We start from the raw sequence: 17,422 nt of genomic DNA, 5'->3' as shown, positions 1-17,422 counted from the left end.
GTCATGATCCGCGGCCACACTCGGGTACACGGATCACTCTGCCCGACGGTTCACCCGATCGGCGACCGCGGGGCCACCGGGTGGGCCGTCGGCCCGCCGGGTGGCCCCGTCAGCGATCCGCCCCTGCGCCGGTGGCCGGGGCGCGTGGCCGGGGCCGGCCGGGCGGAGCGCGCCGTCAGCGCGCCCCGGCCGGCACCTTGCGGGCGCGGGACTTCGTGCCGTTGGCCTTGGCCGCCCGGGAGGTGGCCGCCGCCGCGCCCTTCGCCTCGCCGTCGAGCTTGAGCACCTGACGCAGGAACTGGCCGGTGTGGCTGCCGGGCACCTCGGCGACCTCCTCGGGGGTGCCGGTGGCGAGCACCGTGCCGCCCCGGTGGCCGCCCTCGGGACCCATGTCGATCAACCAGTCGGCCGTCTTGATCACGTCGAGGTTGTGCTCGATGGTGATCACCGTGTTGCCCTTGTCGACCAGCCCTTCGAGCACCATCAGCAGCTTGCGGATGTCCTCGAAGTGCAGGCCGGTGGTCGGCTCGTCGAGGACGTAGACCGTCCGCCCCGTCGAGCGCTTCTGCAACTCGGAGGCGAGCTTGACCCGCTGCGCCTCGCCGCCGGAGAGCGTGGGCGCGGGCTGGCCGAGCCGTACGTAGCCGAGGCCGACGTCGACCAGCGTCTTGAGGTGCCGGTGGATGGCCGGGATGGCGGAGAAGAACTCGGCCGCCTCCTCGATCGGCATCTCCAGCACGTCGGAGACGGTCTTGCCCTTGTAGTGCACCTCCAGGGTCTCCCGGTTGTAGCGGGCGCCCTTGCAGACCTCGCAGGGGACGTACACGTCGGGCAGGAAGTTCATCTCGATCTTGATCGTGCCGTCGCCGGAGCACGCCTCGCAGCGACCGCCCTTGACGTTGAACGAGAACCGACCGGGGCCGTACCCCCGGACCTTGGCCTCGGTGGTCTCGGCGAAGAGCTTGCGGACGTGGTCCCAGACCCCCGTGTAGGTGGCCGGGTTGGACCGCGGCGTACGGCCGATCGGCGACTGGTCGACGCCGACCACCTTGTCGACGTGCTCAAGCCCCGAGACCCGGGTGTGCCGGCCGGGGACCAGCCGGGCGCCGTTGATCTGGTTGGCCAGCACCGCGTAGAGGATGTCGTTGACCAGCGTCGACTTGCCGGAGCCGCTGACCCCGGTGACGGCGATGAGCTGGCCCAGCGGGAACGACACGGTCAGGTTGCGCAGGTTGTGCTCGCGCGCGCCGTGCACCACCAGTTCCCGCTCCGGGGTCTGCGGGCGACGCCCCTGGGGGGTCGGGATCGACCGGCGCCCCGACAGGTAGGCCCCGGTCACCGACTCCGGGTTCTCCAGCAGCGCCGGTACGGAGCCGCTGTGCACGATCTTGCCGCCGTGCTCACCCGCGCCCGGGCCGATGTCGACGATCCAGTCGGCGGTGCGGATCGTGTCCTCGTCGTGCTCGACCACGATCAGCGTGTTGCCCAGGCCCCGCAGCCGTACCAGAGTCTCGATCAGCCGGTGGTTGTCGCGCTGGTGCAGCCCGATCGACGGCTCGTCGAGGACGTAGAGCACCCCGACCAGGCCGGAGCCGATCTGGGTGGCCAGCCGGATGCGCTGCGCCTCGCCGCCGGAGAGGGTGCCGGCCGGGCGGTCCAGGGACAGGTAGTCGAGACCGACGTCGAGCAGGAACTTCAGCCGGGCGTTGATCTCCTTGAGCACCCGCTCGGCGATCATCTTCTGCCGGTCGGTCAGCTCGATGCCGGCGAGCAGGTCGGCGGCCTCCCCGACGGAGAGGTTGCAGACCTCGGCGATGCTCCGGCCGGCCAGGGTGACCGCGAGCACCTCGGGCTTGAGCCGGGCGCCACCGCAGGCCGCGCAGGGCACGTCGCGCATGTAGCCCTCGTACTTCTCCCGCGACCACTCCGACTCGGTGTCGGTGTGCCGGCGCTCGATCCACTGCACCACGCCCTCGAAGCCGGTGTAGTAGGAGCGCTCGCGGCCGAACTTGTTGCGGTAGCGCACGTGCACCTGGTCGTCGGAGCCGTGCAGGATCGTCTTCTGCGCCCGCGACGGCAGGGCCCGCCACGGCGTGTCGACGTCGAAGTGCTCGGCCGCGCCGAGGGCCTCCAGCAGGCGCAGGAAGTATTCCAGGTTGTGCCCGGTCGACCAGGGCTGGACAGCGCCCTCGCGCAGGGTGCGCTCCGGGTCGGGGACCACCAGCTCCGGGTCGACCTCCTTCTTGGTGCCGAGGCCGGTGCACTCGGGACACGCGCCGTAGGGCGCGTTGAAGGAGAAGACCCGGGGCTCCAGGTCCTCGATCGCGAGCGGGTGGTCGTTGGGGCACGCCAGGTGCTCGGAGTAGCGCCGCTCGCGCTCCGGGTCGTCCTCCGGCAGGTCGACGAAGTCGAGCAGGACCAGGCCGTTGGACAGGCCCAGGGCGGCCTCGACCGAGTCGGTCAGCCGCTGCTTGGCGCTCGGCTTGACCGTGAGCCGGTCGATCACCACCTCGATGGTGTGCTTCTCCTGCTTCTTGAGCTTCGGCGGCTCGGTCAGCGGGTGCACCACGCCGTCGACCCGGGCCCGGGCGTAGCCCTTGGCCTGGAGCTCGGCGAACAGGTCGACGTATTCGCCCTTGCGGCCGCGCACCACGGGCGAGAGCACCATGAACTTGGTGCCCTCGGCCATCGCGAGGACCCGGTCGACGATCTGCTGCGGGGTCTGCCGGGAGATCCGCTCGCCGCAGACCGGGCAGTGCGGCTCGCCGATGCGGGCGAAGAGCAGCCGGAGGTAGTCGTAGACCTCGGTGATGGTGCCCACCGTCGAGCGCGGGTTGCGCGAGGTGGACTTCTGGTCGATGGAGACCGCCGGGCTCAGACCCTCGATGAAGTCGACGTCCGGCTTGTCCATCTGGCCGAGGAACTGCCGCGCGTACGACGACAGCGACTCGACGTAGCGGCGCTGCCCCTCGGCGAAGATCGTGTCGAAGGCCAGGCTCGACTTGCCCGACCCGGAGAGCCCCGTGAACACGATCAGGGCGTCCCGGGGCAGGTCGAGACTGACGTCACGCAGGTTGTGCTCGCGCGCGCCACGGATGATCAGTCGGTCGGCCACTGTCCGTGTACTCCCGGGTGAAGAAGATGAGGAGGAAATGTCCGCTCCAAGGCTGGTCTGAGCGGTTGTCTGAGTGGTTGTGGGCGCGCAGAAAGGCGCCTCGGCAACTCTAGCCCCGAGGTACGACAACTTCCCTCGCCGGCACATTCCCCCAGCTCAGCCCGGTCCGCCGCGCCCGAACAACCGGGGTCGCCGCGCCCGGGGAAGCCGGTCCGCAGCGCGCGAGGAAGCGGTCCGCCGCGCCCGGGGAAGCCGGCCCGCAGCGCCCGGAGAAACGGGCGGGACCGGCGGTCGACCGGTCCCGCCCGTGCGTACCTCCGTCAGGGGCGGGCCGCCCGCCGCCGGCCCGCGCGCCAGCCGCCACGCCGCTGCGCGGCCAGCCGGACCTCCCGCCGCCGGCTCTCGAAGGCCAACTCCCGCTGGAGCTTGCGCCAGCTCTCCCAGCGCCGTGTCGGCAGCTCGCCGCTCTCCAGCGCCTCGCGCACCGCGCAGGCGGGCTCCCCGTCGTGCCCGCAGTCGGCGTAGCGGCAGCCGGTGGCCAGCTCCGCGATGTCGGCGAACGCCCGGTCCAGCCCTGCCGAGCCGTCCAGCAGGCCGACCGCCCGTACGCCCGGGGTGTCCAGCACGGCGCCCCCGCCCGGCACCGGCAGCAGCGCCCGCCAGGTGGTGGTGTGCCGGCCCTTGCCGTCGACGCGCCGGATCGCCTGGGTGGGCATCAGCGCCGCCCCGGCCAGCGCGTTGACCAGGCTCGACTTGCCGGCCCCGGACGGCCCGAGCAGGCCGAGCGTGCGGCCGGGGGCCACCTCGGCGCGCAGCGGGTCGAGCCCGGTGCCGTGCTCGGCGCTGACGGCCAGCACCGGCACCCCCGGGGCGACCCCGGCGAGCTGGCGTGCGACGGCTTGCGGGTCGGCCGCCAGGTCGGCCTTGGTGAGCACGACCAGCGGCCGGGCGCCGGATTCGTGCGCCAGGGAGAGCAGCCGCTCGATCCGGCCGACGTCCGGCTCGGGATGCACGGGCTCCACCACGGCGGCGGCGTCGAGGTTGGCGGCCAGCACCTGACCGCTGGCGTCCTTGCCGGCGGTGCGCCGGACGAGGGCGGTACGCCTGGGCAGCACCGCCTCCACGGTGACGTTACGGTCGGGCCAGGTGCCCAGCAGCACCCAGTCGCCCGCGCAGGGCAGCCGGGTCAGGTCGCGGGCGGCGGCGGCCAGGACCGACCCGCCCAGGGTGGCGCGGACCGGGCCGTCCGCGCACAGCACGGTGCAGACGCCGCGGTCCACCCGGGCCACCCGGCCCGGTCGGTGACCGCCGCGTCGCGGTACGTGTGCCGCCCGGTCGGCGTCCCAGCCGAGGGCGGTCAGATCGATGGTCATGGCATCCTCATCGGTGTCGGAGCGGTTGACGCACGCGTACTGCTACCGGCATGGTCACCACCTCCCCCGCCGTTCCGGTGCCGCGTTCGACGCCGACGGTAGGACGTGCCGCGACGCGCCGAAAGCGATTTCCCCGGCGACGCGGGGCGGCCCGGCGGATAGGGTCGGTGGGTGACCATGGATCCGCTTCTGCTGACGGGCGAGGTGGACGGAGCCACGGACCGTCTGCTGCGGACCGCGGCCGCCTTCGACGGCGCCGACCTCGCCGCCGCGTCGCTGCTACCGGGCTGGAGCCGGGGGCACGTCCTGGCCCATCTGGCCCGCAACGCCGACGGCTTCGTCAACCTGCTCACCGCGGCGCGCACCGGCGAGCCGATCCCGATGTACGCCTCCGCGACGGCGCGGGACGCCGACATCGCGGCCGGTGCGCCCCGCCCGCCGGACGCCCACCTGGACGACCTGCGCCGCTCGGCCGACCGGTTCACCGAGGCCGTCGCCGCAATGCCGGTCGAGGCGTGGGCGGCCACCGTCCAGACGCGGCGCGGCCCGTGGCCGGCGGCCATGCTGGTCTGGGGCCGGCTGCGCGAGATCGAGGTGCACCACGTGGACCTCGACGCCGGCTACCGGCCGGCCGACTGGCCCGAGGCGTTCGGCCACCGGCTGCTGCACGAGGTGGCCGGCGACCTCGCGGGCCGGACGGACGTGCCCCCGATGGTGCTGCGCTTCGACGGCAGCCGGCACGAACTCGTCGTCGGCGACCGGGCCACCGCGCCCACGGTCACCGGCGCCGCCCCCGAAATCGCCGCCTGGCTGATCGGCCGCAGCCCCGGCACGATGCTGGCCGTCACCCCCGACGGGCCCCTGCCGCAACCACCGGAATGGATCTAGACCTCATGACCTACAGCGGAGACGTCACGCCCGGCGGCACGCCGGCCGTACGCGAGCTCGACCGGCTCACCATCACGAAGGTGTCGGTGGGCCCGATGGACAACAACGCCTACCTGTTGCGCTGCCGGGCGACCGGCGAGCAGGTGCTCATCGACGCCGCCAACGAGGCGCCCCGGCTGCTCGAGCTGGTGGGCGACGCGGGTCTGGCCACCGTGGTCACCACCCACCAGCACATGGACCACTGGGTGGCGTTGGAGGAGGTGGTCGCCAAGACGGGCGCCCGGGCGCTGGTGCACGCCGACGACGCGGCCGGGCTGCCGATCGAGGCCGCGACGCTCGCCGAGGGCGACAGCGTGGCGGTGGGCGACTGCGCGCTGGAGGTGATCCACGTCAAGGGTCACACCCCTGGCTCCATCGTGCTGCTCTACCAGGATCCGGCCGGGACGCCGCACCTGTTCACCGGCGACAGCCTGTTCCCGGGCGGGGTGGGCAACACCGACAACGACCCGGAGCGCTTCGGCGCGCTCATCGACGACGTCGAGCACAAGCTGTTCGACCGGCTGCCCGACGAGACCTGGTTCTACCCGGGTCACGGCAAGGACGGCACGCTCGGCGCGGAACGCCCCGCGCTGCCCCAGTGGCGCGCCCGGGGCTGGTGAACCGCAGCGGGGCCGGGCGCCGATCGCGCCCGGCCCCGCTCCCCCCGTCGGTCCCCCGGCTCCCCCCGCTCCCCCGTTCCCCGCCGGTCCGCCGGCCCCCGCCGGCCCCTGCCGGGCGTCAGGCGCCGGTGACGGCGCGCAGCCGCCGCCGCGTACCCATCAGCACCACGCCCGCCAGCAGCAGGCCGACCGCCATGGTGACCAGCATCGGGCTGGACTCCCCCGGCAGCAGCCCGGCCACCGACCGCGAGGCGGTGCCCAGCACCAGGTAGAGACCGGCCCAGGCCGCCGCGCCGAGCGTCGCGCAGCCGAGGAATCGCGGGTACGACATCCGCAGCCCGCCGGCCGCCAGCGGCAGCAGCGCGTTGAAAACCGGCAGGAAGGGCGCGACCAGGACCATCCGGCCGCCCCCGCGCTGGAGGATCCCCTCCGCCGCCGCCCAGCGCGCCTCGCCGATCCAGCCACCGAGGCGGCTGCGCCGCAGTTGCTCGCCGTACCGCCGGCCGGCGAGGAAGCTCAGCGACCAGCCGGCCAGGCAGCCGGCCACCACCACGGCGAAGGTGGCGGCCCCGGTGCTCGGTCCGCCGACCCCCGTCGCGGCGAGGATCGCCACGTCGCCAGGGACCAGCACCCCGAGCAGCGGTACGGCGTCGAAGAGCATCACCACCCCGAGCACCCCCATGAGCAGGGTGGTGGGGAGTTCTCCGAGCTGGGTCAGCCAATCCGCCATGCCCCGTACGCTATGGCCGCCCGGCCACCGGGAGCATCGGGTCCGATCCCCCAGCGCCCCCTGGTATCGGGCTCGGGGTCGACCCTGAGGGCCGGGGGGTCACCGGGGACGCAGCACCTGCACCCGGCGCACGGACGAGTCGACCGAGGGCTCGGTGGTCGGCACGGGGTAGCTCGCCACCGCCGCCAGCAGGCCCGGTGGCAGGTGGCCCCGCCCGGGGTCGCCGACCAGCACCTCGGCGCCCGTGGCGGCGGCGCGCCGCAGGAAGGGCAGCACCCGCGCCGCCATCGTCGCGTCGTAGAGCACGTCGCCGGCCACCAGCAGGTCCGTCCCGTCGGGGTCGGAGTCGAGCAGGTCGCCGCCGGCGGCCGCGACCGTCACGTGGTTGGCCCGGGCGTTGACGGTGACCGCCGCTACGGCGTAGGGGTCGATGTCGTTGGCGACGACCCGCTCGGCGCCGGCGAGCGCGGCGGCGATCGCGATCAGGCCGGAGCCGGCGGCGAGATCGAGCACCCGGCGGCCGGCGACGAGGCCGGGGTGGTCCAGCAGGTGGCGGGCGAGGGCCTGACCCCCGGCCCAGACCGACGCCCAGTACGGCGGCGGCAGGGCGTGCCCGGCCTGCGCCTCCATCCGGGCCCACCAGACGATGGCGTCCTCGGCGAGGTGCAGCCGCACCTCGGGGACGAACGGGATCCGCATCAGCCGCAGCCGGTCCAGCCCGTCGCCCGGAGCGTCGATCTCCCGCTCCAGCTCGGTCAACGCGTCAACTGTGGCACTCCCCATCGGGGCAAGCATGCCCCAGCCGGCCGGGTGCCGCCCGGCTTTCGCGTCCCCCGCGCCGAGAGTTCGCCACATCGCCTGCGGCACTTCGGCCAGCAAATCCGGGTCCGGCCAGCTACTCTCGGGGTGGCACCGGGCGATCATAGGTCGACGACCGAGGTCACCCGCTTTGGAACAGGGAGAGATGCATGGCAACCGGCACGGTTAAGTGGTTCAACTCGGAAAAGGGCTTCGGCTTCATCGAGCAGGATGGCGGAGGGCCGGACGTGTTCGTCCACTACTCGGCCATCGCGTCGAGCGGTTACCGGGAGCTGAACGAGGGCCAGAAGGTCGAGTTCGAGGTGACCCAGGGTCAGAAGGGTCCGCAGGCGGACAACGTCCGTTCGCTGTAGATCCCGTGCCGGTGGCGGCGGCCGGATGCCGGCCGTCGCCGCAGCGCGTTCTCAGGGCCGCTTCGGCGCGGCGGGCAGGTCCCGTCTCCGCCGCAGCGGCCCCATCAGCAGGCACCCCTGGGCTGACCAGCATCCCGCCGATCGCCGGCAGGGAGAGTCGACCACCGGGCCCGGCGAGCGGGATCAGCAACGCCGGCGGCCGGTGAGCGCCGCGACGCAGGCCGTCCTCGGACGCCGAGGTCGGCTCCGCCAGGAGCAGGGCGAACGGCAGTTGCGCAACGATTCTTGCGCAACTGCCGTTGCCGAATCGCGCTCGCCGGCCGCACCGCCCGGGGGCGCGACGCTGCGCGCGCGGGCGGTCAGGCCGCCAGGCGGCGGGCCAGCTCGTCGGTGACCTGCTGGGCGATGGTGGGCGGGATGGCCTCCGCGATCTGCTCCGGCGACAGGCCGGCGAGCACGCCGGCGATGATCGCCTGCTCGTCGCTGAAATCGCCGTCGGCCAGGGCCCTGACCTGGGTGACCAGGGCCGGGTAGCCGCGCGCCATCGCGAGCAGGAGCGTCAGCGGCGACTGGTCCATCGGCGGGCTCACCAGGCCCGTCGTTCCGACGGGCGAGATCAGCCAGTTGCGCAGGTTCTCCAGGTCGGCGAGGACCTGACCGACGGTACGGGTGGGCACGTCGGTCCTGTAGGCGAGTTGGTCGGTCTGTTCCATGGTGGGCTCCTCTGCGGGTGGGGCGATCAGTCCGATGGCGGTCAGGTAGCGGCGGAACAGCGGCGTCTGGTCGCGGTTGGCCTTGGTCGAGTCGCGGAAGAAGCTGAAGTGGGTGTGCCACAGGTGGGAGTTGTCGCCGCTGGTCCGCCTACGCAGGCGGTCCCACCGTCGGACGACCTTGCCGTCCGGGGAATAGATGATCTCCCGGATGTCGCGACTGTCCGCGCTGTCCGCGGCGCACTGCTCGACGCACCAGGTGGAGAAGCTCCGCAGATCGTGGGTCCGCCCACCGACGCTGACCCGGAAGGACCCGACGTCGAGCGCGGACGCGTCGAGGGTGAGGCTGGACGAGTCCCGGGAGGACTCGACGACGGAGTAGTCCTGCGTCACGACCCGGTCGGAGCCGCAGTGGTAACCGCCCCGGTGGGCGGGGTCGCCGACGATCCCGACCTCGGCGGGTTCGAGGTCCTGGTCGCGGTATCTGTCGGGATCGATGTCGAGGTGGTCGAGTAGCAGGCGGCGGACGGCCAACAGGTTTTGCGGTGCCCGCGTCATGGGATTCCCCCTTGCGGATGGTCGAGGCCGGGCACGACAGTGACACCGCGTAGGCGGCGTGAGGGCCTCACAGGCAGGCCCGACCGAGTGGTGCACAGCGTCGGGCGTTGGCCCAACCATAGCCTCATCGATTGATGAATGCCCAGCTCAGGCGGGGTTTTTTCGATTGGGAGAAAGCTGTGGTGCCGGCGGCATGATCGGCAGGACCACTCCGGACGGACACTGTGGGTCGTGCAGGATCTCCCGCCATCCGGCACGTAGGGTGACTGCCGAGCCGAGGGCTTCGCCGGTGCCGGGGTTGCGCGCGTAGCGGGGGTGGGCGCCGCCGGAGACCTGCACCCGCAGCCGGTGCCCCGGCGCGAAGCGGTGCGCGGTGGGCCAGAGTTCCACGGGTACGCGCACCACGCCCGCCGCGTCGGCGGTGAACCGGTCGGGGGCGACCCGGACCAGGCCGTCGCAGACGTTCCAGGATCGGCCGCGCCGGTCCACGTCGCACAGTCGCACGAAGACGTCCAGGTGGGACAGTTCGCTGCGCAGGTGGATCTCGGCGCGTACCAGGCCGATCACCTCGACGGGCGCGTCGAGTGGGGCGCTGGTGTAGGTGAGCACGTCGGGCCGGGCCTCGACCGGCCGGTTGTCCACGGGGCCGGCCCGCTGGGCGACGAGCAGCGGGCCGCCGAGCGAGGGCGTCGGGTCGGCCGGGTCGTAGTGGAAGCCGTCCGGCGCCGACGGCACCGGCGCGGCGGTGTCGAGCCCGCCCGCCGGGTGCAGGTGCCACGGGGTGGGCACCGCCGGGGGCGGCCAGTCGGGCAGGTCCCGCCAGCCCCCGCCGGCGCCGCCGACGTGCACCCGTACGGGGGCGGCGGCGCCCGCGCGCGGGCGCCGCCCGGCGAGCTGCGCGTCGAGATGGTCCAGCCCGTCGCGCAGCGCCGCGACGAAGAGCCCCGGACTGCCGTGGTTCCACGGCCCGACCGTCAACCGGGGACTCCTGCCGGCCGCGCGCAGCGCGGCGAAGTCACGCAGCTGGGCCGGCAGGAAGATGTCGTGCCAGCCGCTGACCATCGCCACCGGCGCGCGGACCTCGGCGATCCGGTCGCCGAAGACCCGCGACCGCCAGTAGTCGGCGTCCGGGGTGTGGTGGCGCAGCCACTCCTGGAAGAACGGCACGGTGACGCCGGTGGCCACCCGGTCCGCCTCGGCCAGCGGCAGGTGGGCCAGGGCCGCGACCAGCCGGGGCTGGCCGCGCTTGAGTTCCCACTGCCGGGCCAGCCACGGCACGGTCTGTGCCTGGAGCAGCTCGGCCCAGGTGAGCACGGTGTCCAGGGCGAAGGACTCCCCGGCGTACGTCGAGTCACGGGTGCCCGACGCGGTCACCACCGCGACCATCGCACGCAGTTCCTCGCCGGCGTCGGCGGCGAGGGCCCACTGCACGAAGCCCTGGTAGCTGGCGCCGAACATTCCGAACGCGCCGGACCACCAGGGCTGGCGGCGCAGCCAGTCGAGGGTGTCGAGCCCGTCCTCACGTTCGTGCACCAGCGGGTCGAAGACGCCGCCCGAGCCGAACGTGCCGCGGCAGGACTGGATCACCACGTGGAAGCCGCGCTCGGCGGCGAGCCGGCCGAGCAGCCGCATGGGACCACCCCGCCCGTACGGGGTGCGGATCAGCACGGTGGGCGCGCCGGGCAGGTCCGGGGCGTAGTGGTCGGTGCGCAGCGGCACGCCGTCGCGCACCCGCACCGGGATGCCCCGGGCGAGGGTGACCCGCCGGGTGCGCGCGGGCGGCAACCGTAGGGCGGCGGTGGCGAGGCGGGTTGCCAGCCGGTCGAGCACGCCGTCAGCCGTTCGCGCGCCGGGCCGGCTCGTCGCGGGCGGCGCGCACCGCGTCGCGGTGCTCCGCCATGGAGGCGGTCATCGCGGTCATGAACCGGTGCACCACCTCCAGCTCCTCGTCGCTGAAGCCGGCCATCACGTCGTCGGTACGTCGGCCGAGAGGGCGGAAGAAGTCCATGGCGAGGGCGGCGCCCTGCTCGGCGTAGTGCAGGAAGACCTTGCGGCGATCGGCGGTGTCGCGGTCGCGACGGATGTGCCCCGCGCGCTCCAGCCGGTCGATCAGCGCGGTGACCGAGCCGGACGACAGGTTCAGCTGCTCGCCGAGGCGGCCGGGGGTGATCGGCTGACCGATCAGCTCGGCGTCCATCACCGCGATGAGCGCCTGGAGGTCGGTGGCGTTGAGCCCGTGCAGGCCGGCGAAGGCGTGCCCGATGTGCTGCGCGTCGACCGAGTAGCGCCGCAGCTCGGCCCCGATCTCGGCGATGAGGCGTTCGCGGCGCGTGTCGCGCCGCCGGTACATGCCGTGACCTGCCACGTCGGTCGCCGCCTCCTGCCGTCCGTTCCGGTTGCAGCATAACTCAGCAGTCGATAATCTCGTTTATCAAGATACTCGACTGCCGGCACTTTGCGTCGTTCGCGAGGTCTTGAGCGTCGTACGCAATCCATCGAGAGACCGTGAAGGGCATCCGATGTCAGTGTTCACCCGCGTGGCGCGCGGACGGCTCACCGCGTGGCTCACCGTGGTCGCCGCGATCGTCTTCGGGGCGGTCGTCTTCGGGCTGCCCAGGCCCGAGAACCCGGCGCCCGTCTCGTCCACCGGCCTCTCCTTGGAGTGGCAGTCGACCCAGGTGGAGCGCCTCCAGGATCAACTGCCCTCCCGCGACGTCCAGCCGGCGATCGTCGTCGTCAGCCGCGCCGACCGGGCGGCCCTCACCGAGGCCGACCGCGCCGCCCTCACCGGCCAGTCCGGTGACCTCGGCCAGTTCGCCGTCGGCGGGCAGGTCAGCCCGCCACAGGTCTCCCCCGACGGCACCGTCGCACTCGTCGCCGTACCGCTGTCGACCGCCGGCGGGCAGCAGGAGGTCGCCGGCCGGATCGACCAGCTGCGCGCGTCCCTGGACGACGTGCCGGACGGGCTGAACGTGGAGGTCACCGGCGGACCCGCGTTCGCCACCGACCTGACGAAGGTCTTCGACGGCGCCGACACCACGCTGCTCGCCGTCACCGCCGGGGTCGTGGCCCTGCTGCTGCTCATCACCTACCGCAGCCCGTTCCTGTGGATCGTGCCGCTCGTCGTCGTCGCCGCGACCGAGCAGCTCACGCTGCGCGCCCTCGACACGGTCGTCCCGGCCGTCGGCATCAACCTGCCCGGCGGCGCCGTCACCGGCATCGCCAGCGTCCTCGTCTTCGGCGCCGCCACCAACTACGCCCTGCTGCTGATCGCCCGCTACCGCGAGGAACTGCGCCGCGAGGAGGACCGCTTCGTGGCGATGCGCGCGGCGCTGCGTCGCGTCGCCGAGCCCATCCTCGCCAGCGGCTCCACCGTCGTCCTCGGCGTGCTCACCCTGCTGCTGTCGGAGCAGGAACTCAACCGCGCCCTCGCCGTGGCCTGCGCGACGGGCGTCGTCCTCGCCATGCTCTCGGCGTTGTTCGTCCTCCCGGCGGCCCTGGTGATCTTCGGACGCGGCCTGTTCTGGCCCTTCGTGCCCCGGGTCGGCGGGGAGGTCCGCGAGGGCCGGCTGTGGGGCCGGCTGGGTGCCGCCGTCGAGCGCCGTCCCGCACCGGTCGCGCTGCTCGCGACGCTGCTGCTGGCCGGGCTCGCCCTCGGCGGGCTCGGCATCAACACCGGCCTGTCGGAGACCGAGCAGTTCCGGGTCAAGCCGGAAGCCGTCGCCGGCGCGGAGACCCTCGCGCGGTCCTTCCCCGCGGGCACGACCCAGCCGGTCGCCGTGCTCACCACCCCCACGGCGGTACGGGCCGTCACGGACACCGCCGCCGGGGTCCCCGGCGTCGCCTCCGCACGTCCCGGCGAGGCGGGCGCCCGGGTCGCCCAGGTCGACGTCGTGCTGGAGGCCGAGCCCGGCACCGACGCCGCGAGCCGGGCCGTCGAGGCCCTGCGGGACGCGGTCGCGGCGGTGCCCGACTCCGCCCCGCCCGCGGTCGAGGGCGCGCCCGCGTTCGACGGCGCGGTGGTGGGCGGCGCCGTCGCCGCCACCTACGACGAGAACGAGGCCAACGGCAGGGACCTGCGGCTGATCCTGCCGATCATCCTGCTGCTCGTCGGCGCGGTGCTGGTGCTGCTCCTGCGCGGCCTGGTCGCCCCGGTGCTGCTCGTGCTCACGGTGATCGCCTCGTTCTTCGCCAGCATCGGCGCGTCGTGGCTGCTCTTCGACCACGTGCTCGACATGCCGGCGCTCGACAGCGGCGTGCTGCTGCTGGCCTTCGTGTTCCTGGTGGCGCTCGGTGTGGACTACAACATCTTCCTCGTCACCCGGGCCCGCGAGGACGCCCGGCGCAGCGGCACCCGCGCCGGCATGCTCTCGGCCCTGCGGGTGACCGGTGGCGTCATCACCAGCGCCGGCATCCTGCTCGCGGCGGTCTTCGCCGTCCTCGGCGTCCTGCCGCTGCTCCTGCTGACCCAGATCGGGATCATCGTCTGCATCGGCGTCCTGCTGGACACCCTGCTCGTCCGGACGGTCCTGGTGCCGGCGCTGGCGTTCACGCTCGGCGACCGCTTCTGGTGGCCGGGGCGGATCAGGCGCGAGCCCGCCGGGGACGAGGACGAAACCACGCCGGGACGCGAATCGGTCACCAGCCGGGACTGACCGACCCTCGGAGGCGGCGGGGGCCGTGGCGGCGACGCCACGGCCCCCGCTTGCCGTCGATGCCGGCACGCCGGTCGGCCCGATTCGGCTCAGGCGGTGCGGGCACGCCGGGCGCCCCGGGTCGGCTCAGGCGTCCGCGCGCAGCGCCACCGGCGCCGGCTCCGCCGGGTCGCCGCCCACCGCCTTGTCGCGGGTCGCCCAGGCGACCATGAACAGCGCCGTCCAGGCCACCCCGAGCAGCACCGCCGTGGCGCTGCCGCTGGCGGTGCTCAGCCCCAGGTAGAGGCGGGCACCGACGATGCCGACCACGCCGGCCGCCGCGGCGGTCCAGGCCGCCACCGCCACGGGCCAGCGCGCCCTCCGCGACGACAGCCAGGCCAGCGTGCAGAGGCTGGCCGCCACCACGGCGTTCTGCGCCGGGAACAGGGCGCTGCCACGGCCGTCCGGCCCGCCCGCCGCCGGCCCGGCCAGGTCGACCACCACGGCCAGCACCACCAGCGGTACGAACGCCCCGACCGTGCCGACCACGCTGAGCAGGTCCGCCCGCCAGGGCCGGTTGCGCCAGGCCAGCACCGCCGCGACGACGGCCACCAGCACGATCAGCGACGAGCCGCGCAGCGCCGAGACCACCGCGAGCGTCACGTCGACCGCCCCGGGCGTACGCCGGTCGGCGAACCAGTCGGCGATCGCGCCGTCGAGCACCGCCAGGCCGCTGTGCCGCACGACCGCCCCGAGCACCCACGCGATGGCGAACCCGGCCACGAAGAGCAGCAGCAGGCCGGCGACCAGGTTGATCAGCAACGTCCAGGCCGGCCCGACGTGCATGGCGAGCAGGAAGAACAGCACCCCGTAGCGGCCGCTGAGCCAGCGCACCGGCCGCAGCCCCGCCGCCCGCGACGCCAGCGCCCGGACCGGATCCGGGTTGCGGCCCAGCCACCGCCCCGCCAGCACCACCGCGACCAGCGCGGCCACCAGCACCAGCACCGCGCCCGTGGCCCGCCCGAGCAGCCGGGACACCGTCTCGTACGACTCCCCCGCCAGGTTGCCCGCGAGCACCGAACCACCCACCCAGGTCACCACGCCGGCGAGGTTCCACGGCGCGAACCGCCGGTACGGCATCCTGGCCGCCCCGGCCAGCCGAGGCACCAGCGTGCGGGCGAAGGCCACCCAGCGGGCGGTGAGCACCCCGCGACCGCCCAGCCGGCCGAGCATCGCGTCCGCCCGGCTCCACCGCTCGTGCCCCACCCGGGCGCCCAGCCGGCCGGCCCGCAGCCGGGGCCCGTGCCGCTGGCCCGCCCGGTACGCCAGTGTGTCGCCGATCACTGCTGCAAGGATCATCACCAGCAGCGCCGGTACGAGCCGCAGCGTCCCCGCGTACGCTAGGAAGCCGATCAGCAACAGGGTCGCCTCGCCCGGCACCAGCAGACCGAAGATCACGGCGGTCTCCCCCGCGACGACAATCGCGGCGATCACATAGATCAGCAGGGGCGGCAGGCCCTGCAGCGAGGTCAGCAGGTCGTGCATCGGGCCCCCATTCCCACGGGGGTCAGCATGCCAGGCGCTGAAACGGTCGGAACATCAGTTTCGGCAGAGATCCGGGGCATTCGCGGGTAGACCCCGACGCGTGCCCCGGCAACCGCAGACAGGAGTATGGAGGGTATGCAGCTTCGCACCGACCTCCGCAACGTCGCCATCATCGCCCACGTCGACCACGGCAAGACGACCCTGGTCGACGCCATGTTGCGGCAGGCCGGCGCCTACGGCGCCCGCGGCGAGGTAACCGAACGGGTCATGGACTCGATGGACCTCGAACGGGAAAAGGGCATCACCATCCTGGCCAAGAACACCGGCGTGCGGTACCTGCCGGCCGACGGCTCCGACCCGGTGACCATCAACATCATCGACACCCCCGGCCACGCCGACTTCGGTGGCGAGGTGGAGCGCGGCCTGACCATGGTCGACGGCGTGGTGCTGCTGGTGGACGCCAGCGAGGGCCCCCTGCCGCAGACCCGGTTCGTGCTCCGCAAGGCGCTCAAGGCCCGTATGCCGATCATCCTGGTGATCAACAAGGTGGACCGTCCCGACGCCCGGATCAAGGAGGTCGTGGACGACACCTACGAGCTCTTCCTCGACCTGGACGCCGACGAGGAGCAGATCGACTTCCCGATCGTCTACGCCTGCGCCCGCGACGGCATCGCCTCGCTGACCCAGCCGGCCGACGGCGCGGTCCCCGACGACAGCACCAGCCTGGAGCCGCTGTTCCGCACGCTGCTCGACACCATCCCGCCGCCCGCGTACGAGGAGGACGCGCCGTTGCAGGCGCACGTCACCAACCTCGACGCCTCCCCGTTCCTCGGCCGGCTGGCGCTGTGCCGCGTGCGCCAGGGCACCATCAGCAAGGGTCAGACCGTGGCCTGGTGCCGCACCGACGGCAGCACCCAGCGGGTCCGCATCTCCGAGCTGCTGATGACCGAGGGGCTGGAGCGCAAGCCGGCCGACTCGGCGGGCCCCGGCGACATCATCGCCGTCGCCGGCATCCCCGAGATCATGATCGGTGAGACCCTGGCCGACGCGGAGGACCCGCGCCCGCTGCCGCTGATCACCGTCGACGAGCCGGCCATCTCCATGACCATCGGCACCAACACCTCGCCGCTGGTCGGCCGGGTCAAGGGCGCCAAGGTCACCGCCCGGATGGTCAAGGACCGCCTGGACAAGGAACTGGTCGGCAACGTGTCGCTGCGGGTGCTGCCCACCGAGCGCCCCGACGCGTGGGAGGTGCAGGGCCGCGGCGAGCTGGCGCTGGCCATCCTCGTCGAGCAGATGCGCCGCGAGTCCTTCGAGCTGACCGTCGGCAAGCCGCAGGTCGTCACCCGGGAGATCGACGGCAAGACCTGCGAGCCCGTCGAGCGGCTCACCATCGACGCCCCCGAGGAGTACCTGGGCGCGATCACCCAGCTGCTGGCCACCCGCAAGGGCCGCATGGAGCAGTTGGTCAACCACGGCACCGGCTGGATCCGGATGGAGTGGCTCGTCCCGGCCCGGGGCCTGATCGGCTTCCGCACCGAGTTCCTCACCGACACCCGGGGCACCGGCATCCTGCACCACGTCTTCGAGTCGTACGAGCCGTGGTTCGGCGAGCTGCGCACCCGCAACAACGGCTCCCTGGTCGCCGACCGGGCCGGCGCCGTGACGTCGTTCGCGATGATCAACCTTCAGGAGCGCGGCCAGCTCTTCGTCGAGCCGACCACCGAGGTGTACGAGGGCATGATCGTCGGCGAGAACTCCCGCTCCGACGACATGGACGTCAACATCACCAAGGAGAAGAAGCTCACCAACATGCGCGCGTCGACCTCCGACGAGACCGAGAAGCTGATCCCGCCGCGCAAGCTGTCGCTGGAGCAGGCCCTCGAGTTCTGCCGCGAGGACGAGTGCGTCGAGGTCACCCCGGCCGCGATCCGGATCCGCAAGGTGGTGCTCGACCAGACCACCCGTGGCCGGGCCGCCGCCCGCCGCAAGCACGCCGGCTGACGTACGACGGCAGCCACCGGTGGAGCCCGGACCG

At 73.4% G+C, this 17,422-nt stretch carries 13 protein-coding genes; 5 read left to right on the top strand and 8 right to left on the bottom strand.

What is annotated here, in order from left to right:
- Positions 1-175: 175 nt before the first annotated feature.
- Positions 176-3,115, bottom strand: a complete 2,940-nt coding sequence (gene uvrA / locus GA0070610_RS07490) for an excinuclease ABC subunit UvrA (protein ID WP_088999350.1) — start codon at positions 3,113-3,115, stop codon at positions 176-178.
- Between the two features lie 320 nt (positions 3,116-3,435).
- The gene (rsgA, locus tag GA0070610_RS07485) at positions 3,436-4,488 is read right to left on the bottom strand and encodes a ribosome small subunit-dependent GTPase A (protein WP_088999349.1); all 1,053 of its coding nucleotides are present in this window, start codon (positions 4,486-4,488) and stop codon (positions 3,436-3,438) included.
- Positions 4,489-4,659: 171 nt separating this feature from the next.
- Between rsgA and GA0070610_RS07480 the strand changes: the two genes are divergently transcribed.
- Together GA0070610_RS07480 and GA0070610_RS07475 are read left to right on the top strand one after the other, a co-directional pair.
- Complete coding sequence (locus GA0070610_RS07480) at positions 4,660-5,376, top strand: maleylpyruvate isomerase family mycothiol-dependent enzyme (protein ID WP_088999348.1); 717 nt, start codon at positions 4,660-4,662, stop codon at positions 5,374-5,376.
- A 5-nt stretch (positions 5,377-5,381) separates the two neighbouring features.
- Positions 5,382-6,035 carry an MBL fold metallo-hydrolase gene (locus GA0070610_RS07475; protein WP_088999347.1) on the top strand — a complete coding sequence of 218 codons (654 nt, stop codon included), beginning with the start codon at positions 5,382-5,384 and terminating at the stop codon, positions 6,033-6,035.
- Between the two features lie 118 nt (positions 6,036-6,153).
- Here GA0070610_RS07475 and GA0070610_RS07470 read toward each other — a convergent pair whose 3' ends face one another.
- Positions 6,154-6,765 (bottom strand): DedA family protein, encoded by a 612-nt coding sequence (locus tag GA0070610_RS07470; protein ID WP_088999346.1) that lies wholly within the window; start codon positions 6,763-6,765, stop codon positions 6,154-6,156.
- Positions 6,766-6,864: 99 nt separating this feature from the next.
- Positions 6,865-7,548 (bottom strand): class I SAM-dependent methyltransferase, encoded by a 684-nt coding sequence (locus GA0070610_RS07465; protein WP_392567294.1) that lies wholly within the window; start codon positions 7,546-7,548, stop codon positions 6,865-6,867.
- 185 nt (positions 7,549-7,733) lie between these two features.
- Here GA0070610_RS07465 and GA0070610_RS07460 point away from each other — a divergent pair, with 185 nt between their 5' ends.
- A complete protein-coding gene (locus GA0070610_RS07460) occupies positions 7,734-7,937 on the top strand; it encodes a cold-shock protein (RefSeq protein ID WP_088999344.1) in 204 nt (67 codons plus the stop codon).
- Between the two features lie 359 nt (positions 7,938-8,296).
- On the opposite strand, the gene GA0070610_RS07455 is transcribed toward GA0070610_RS07460, so the two are convergent.
- The 3 genes from GA0070610_RS07455 to GA0070610_RS07445 all read right to left on the bottom strand — a co-directional run bounded on the left by GA0070610_RS07455 (position 8,297) and on the right by GA0070610_RS07445 (position 11,555).
- The gene (locus tag GA0070610_RS07455) at positions 8,297-9,205 is read right to left on the bottom strand and encodes a hypothetical protein (protein WP_088999343.1); all 909 of its coding nucleotides are present in this window, start codon (positions 9,203-9,205) and stop codon (positions 8,297-8,299) included.
- 147 nt (positions 9,206-9,352) lie between these two features.
- Positions 9,353-11,035: a CocE/NonD family hydrolase gene (locus tag GA0070610_RS07450; protein WP_088999342.1), complete on the bottom strand. Its 1,683-nt coding sequence runs from the start codon at positions 11,033-11,035 to the stop codon at positions 9,353-9,355.
- A 4-nt stretch (positions 11,036-11,039) separates the two neighbouring features.
- Entirely contained in the window at positions 11,040-11,555 is a 516-nt protein-coding gene (locus tag GA0070610_RS07445) for a MarR family winged helix-turn-helix transcriptional regulator (RefSeq protein WP_088999341.1), read from the bottom strand.
- A 169-nt stretch (positions 11,556-11,724) separates the two neighbouring features.
- On the opposite strand from GA0070610_RS07445, the gene GA0070610_RS07440 reads away from it, so the two are divergent.
- A complete protein-coding gene (locus GA0070610_RS07440) occupies positions 11,725-13,860 on the top strand; it encodes an MMPL family transporter (protein ID WP_088999340.1) in 2,136 nt (711 codons plus the stop codon).
- A 126-nt stretch (positions 13,861-13,986) separates the two neighbouring features.
- Here the strand turns inward: GA0070610_RS07440 and GA0070610_RS07435 are convergent, their stop codons facing one another.
- Complete coding sequence (locus tag GA0070610_RS07435; protein WP_088999339.1) at positions 13,987-15,384, bottom strand: DedA family protein; 1,398 nt, start codon at positions 15,382-15,384, stop codon at positions 13,987-13,989.
- A gap of 135 nt (positions 15,385-15,519) precedes the next feature.
- Between GA0070610_RS07435 and typA the strand changes: the two genes are divergently transcribed.
- A complete protein-coding gene (typA, locus tag GA0070610_RS07430) occupies positions 15,520-17,388 on the top strand; it encodes a translational GTPase TypA (protein ID WP_088999338.1) in 1,869 nt (622 codons plus the stop codon).
- Positions 17,389-17,422: the final 34 nt, after the last annotated feature.

The sequence above is a fragment of the Micromonospora echinofusca genome, from assembly GCF_900091445.1.
GTDB classification, from domain to species: domain Bacteria; phylum Actinomycetota; class Actinomycetes; order Mycobacteriales; family Micromonosporaceae; genus Micromonospora; species Micromonospora echinofusca.
The sequence above is the reverse complement of the archived record's forward strand: the minus strand, read 5'-3'. Positions and strand labels throughout refer to the sequence as shown.

Coding starts and splice junctions, on each gene's coding strand:
- GA0070610_RS07440 (WP_088999340.1), top strand. CDS start 11,725: ATGTCAGTGTTCACCCGCGTGGCGCGCGGACGGCTCACCGCGTGGCTC.
- GA0070610_RS07465 (WP_392567294.1), bottom strand. CDS start 7,548: ATGGGGAGTGCCACAGTTGACGCGTTGACCGAGCTGGAGCGGGAGATC.
- GA0070610_RS07445 (WP_088999341.1), bottom strand. CDS start 11,555: ATGTACCGGCGGCGCGACACGCGCCGCGAACGCCTCATCGCCGAGATC.
- GA0070610_RS07460 (WP_088999344.1), top strand. CDS start 7,734: ATGGCAACCGGCACGGTTAAGTGGTTCAACTCGGAAAAGGGCTTCGGC.
- GA0070610_RS07470 (WP_088999346.1), bottom strand. CDS start 6,765: ATGGCGGATTGGCTGACCCAGCTCGGAGAACTCCCCACCACCCTGCTC.
- GA0070610_RS07435 (WP_088999339.1), bottom strand. CDS start 15,384: ATGCACGACCTGCTGACCTCGCTGCAGGGCCTGCCGCCCCTGCTGATC.
- GA0070610_RS07475 (WP_088999347.1), top strand. CDS start 5,382: ATGACCTACAGCGGAGACGTCACGCCCGGCGGCACGCCGGCCGTACGC.
- rsgA (WP_088999349.1), bottom strand. CDS start 4,488: ATGACCATCGATCTGACCGCCCTCGGCTGGGACGCCGACCGGGCGGCA.
- GA0070610_RS07455 (WP_088999343.1), bottom strand. CDS start 9,205: ATGACGCGGGCACCGCAAAACCTGTTGGCCGTCCGCCGCCTGCTACTC.
- typA (WP_088999338.1), top strand. CDS start 15,520: ATGCAGCTTCGCACCGACCTCCGCAACGTCGCCATCATCGCCCACGTC.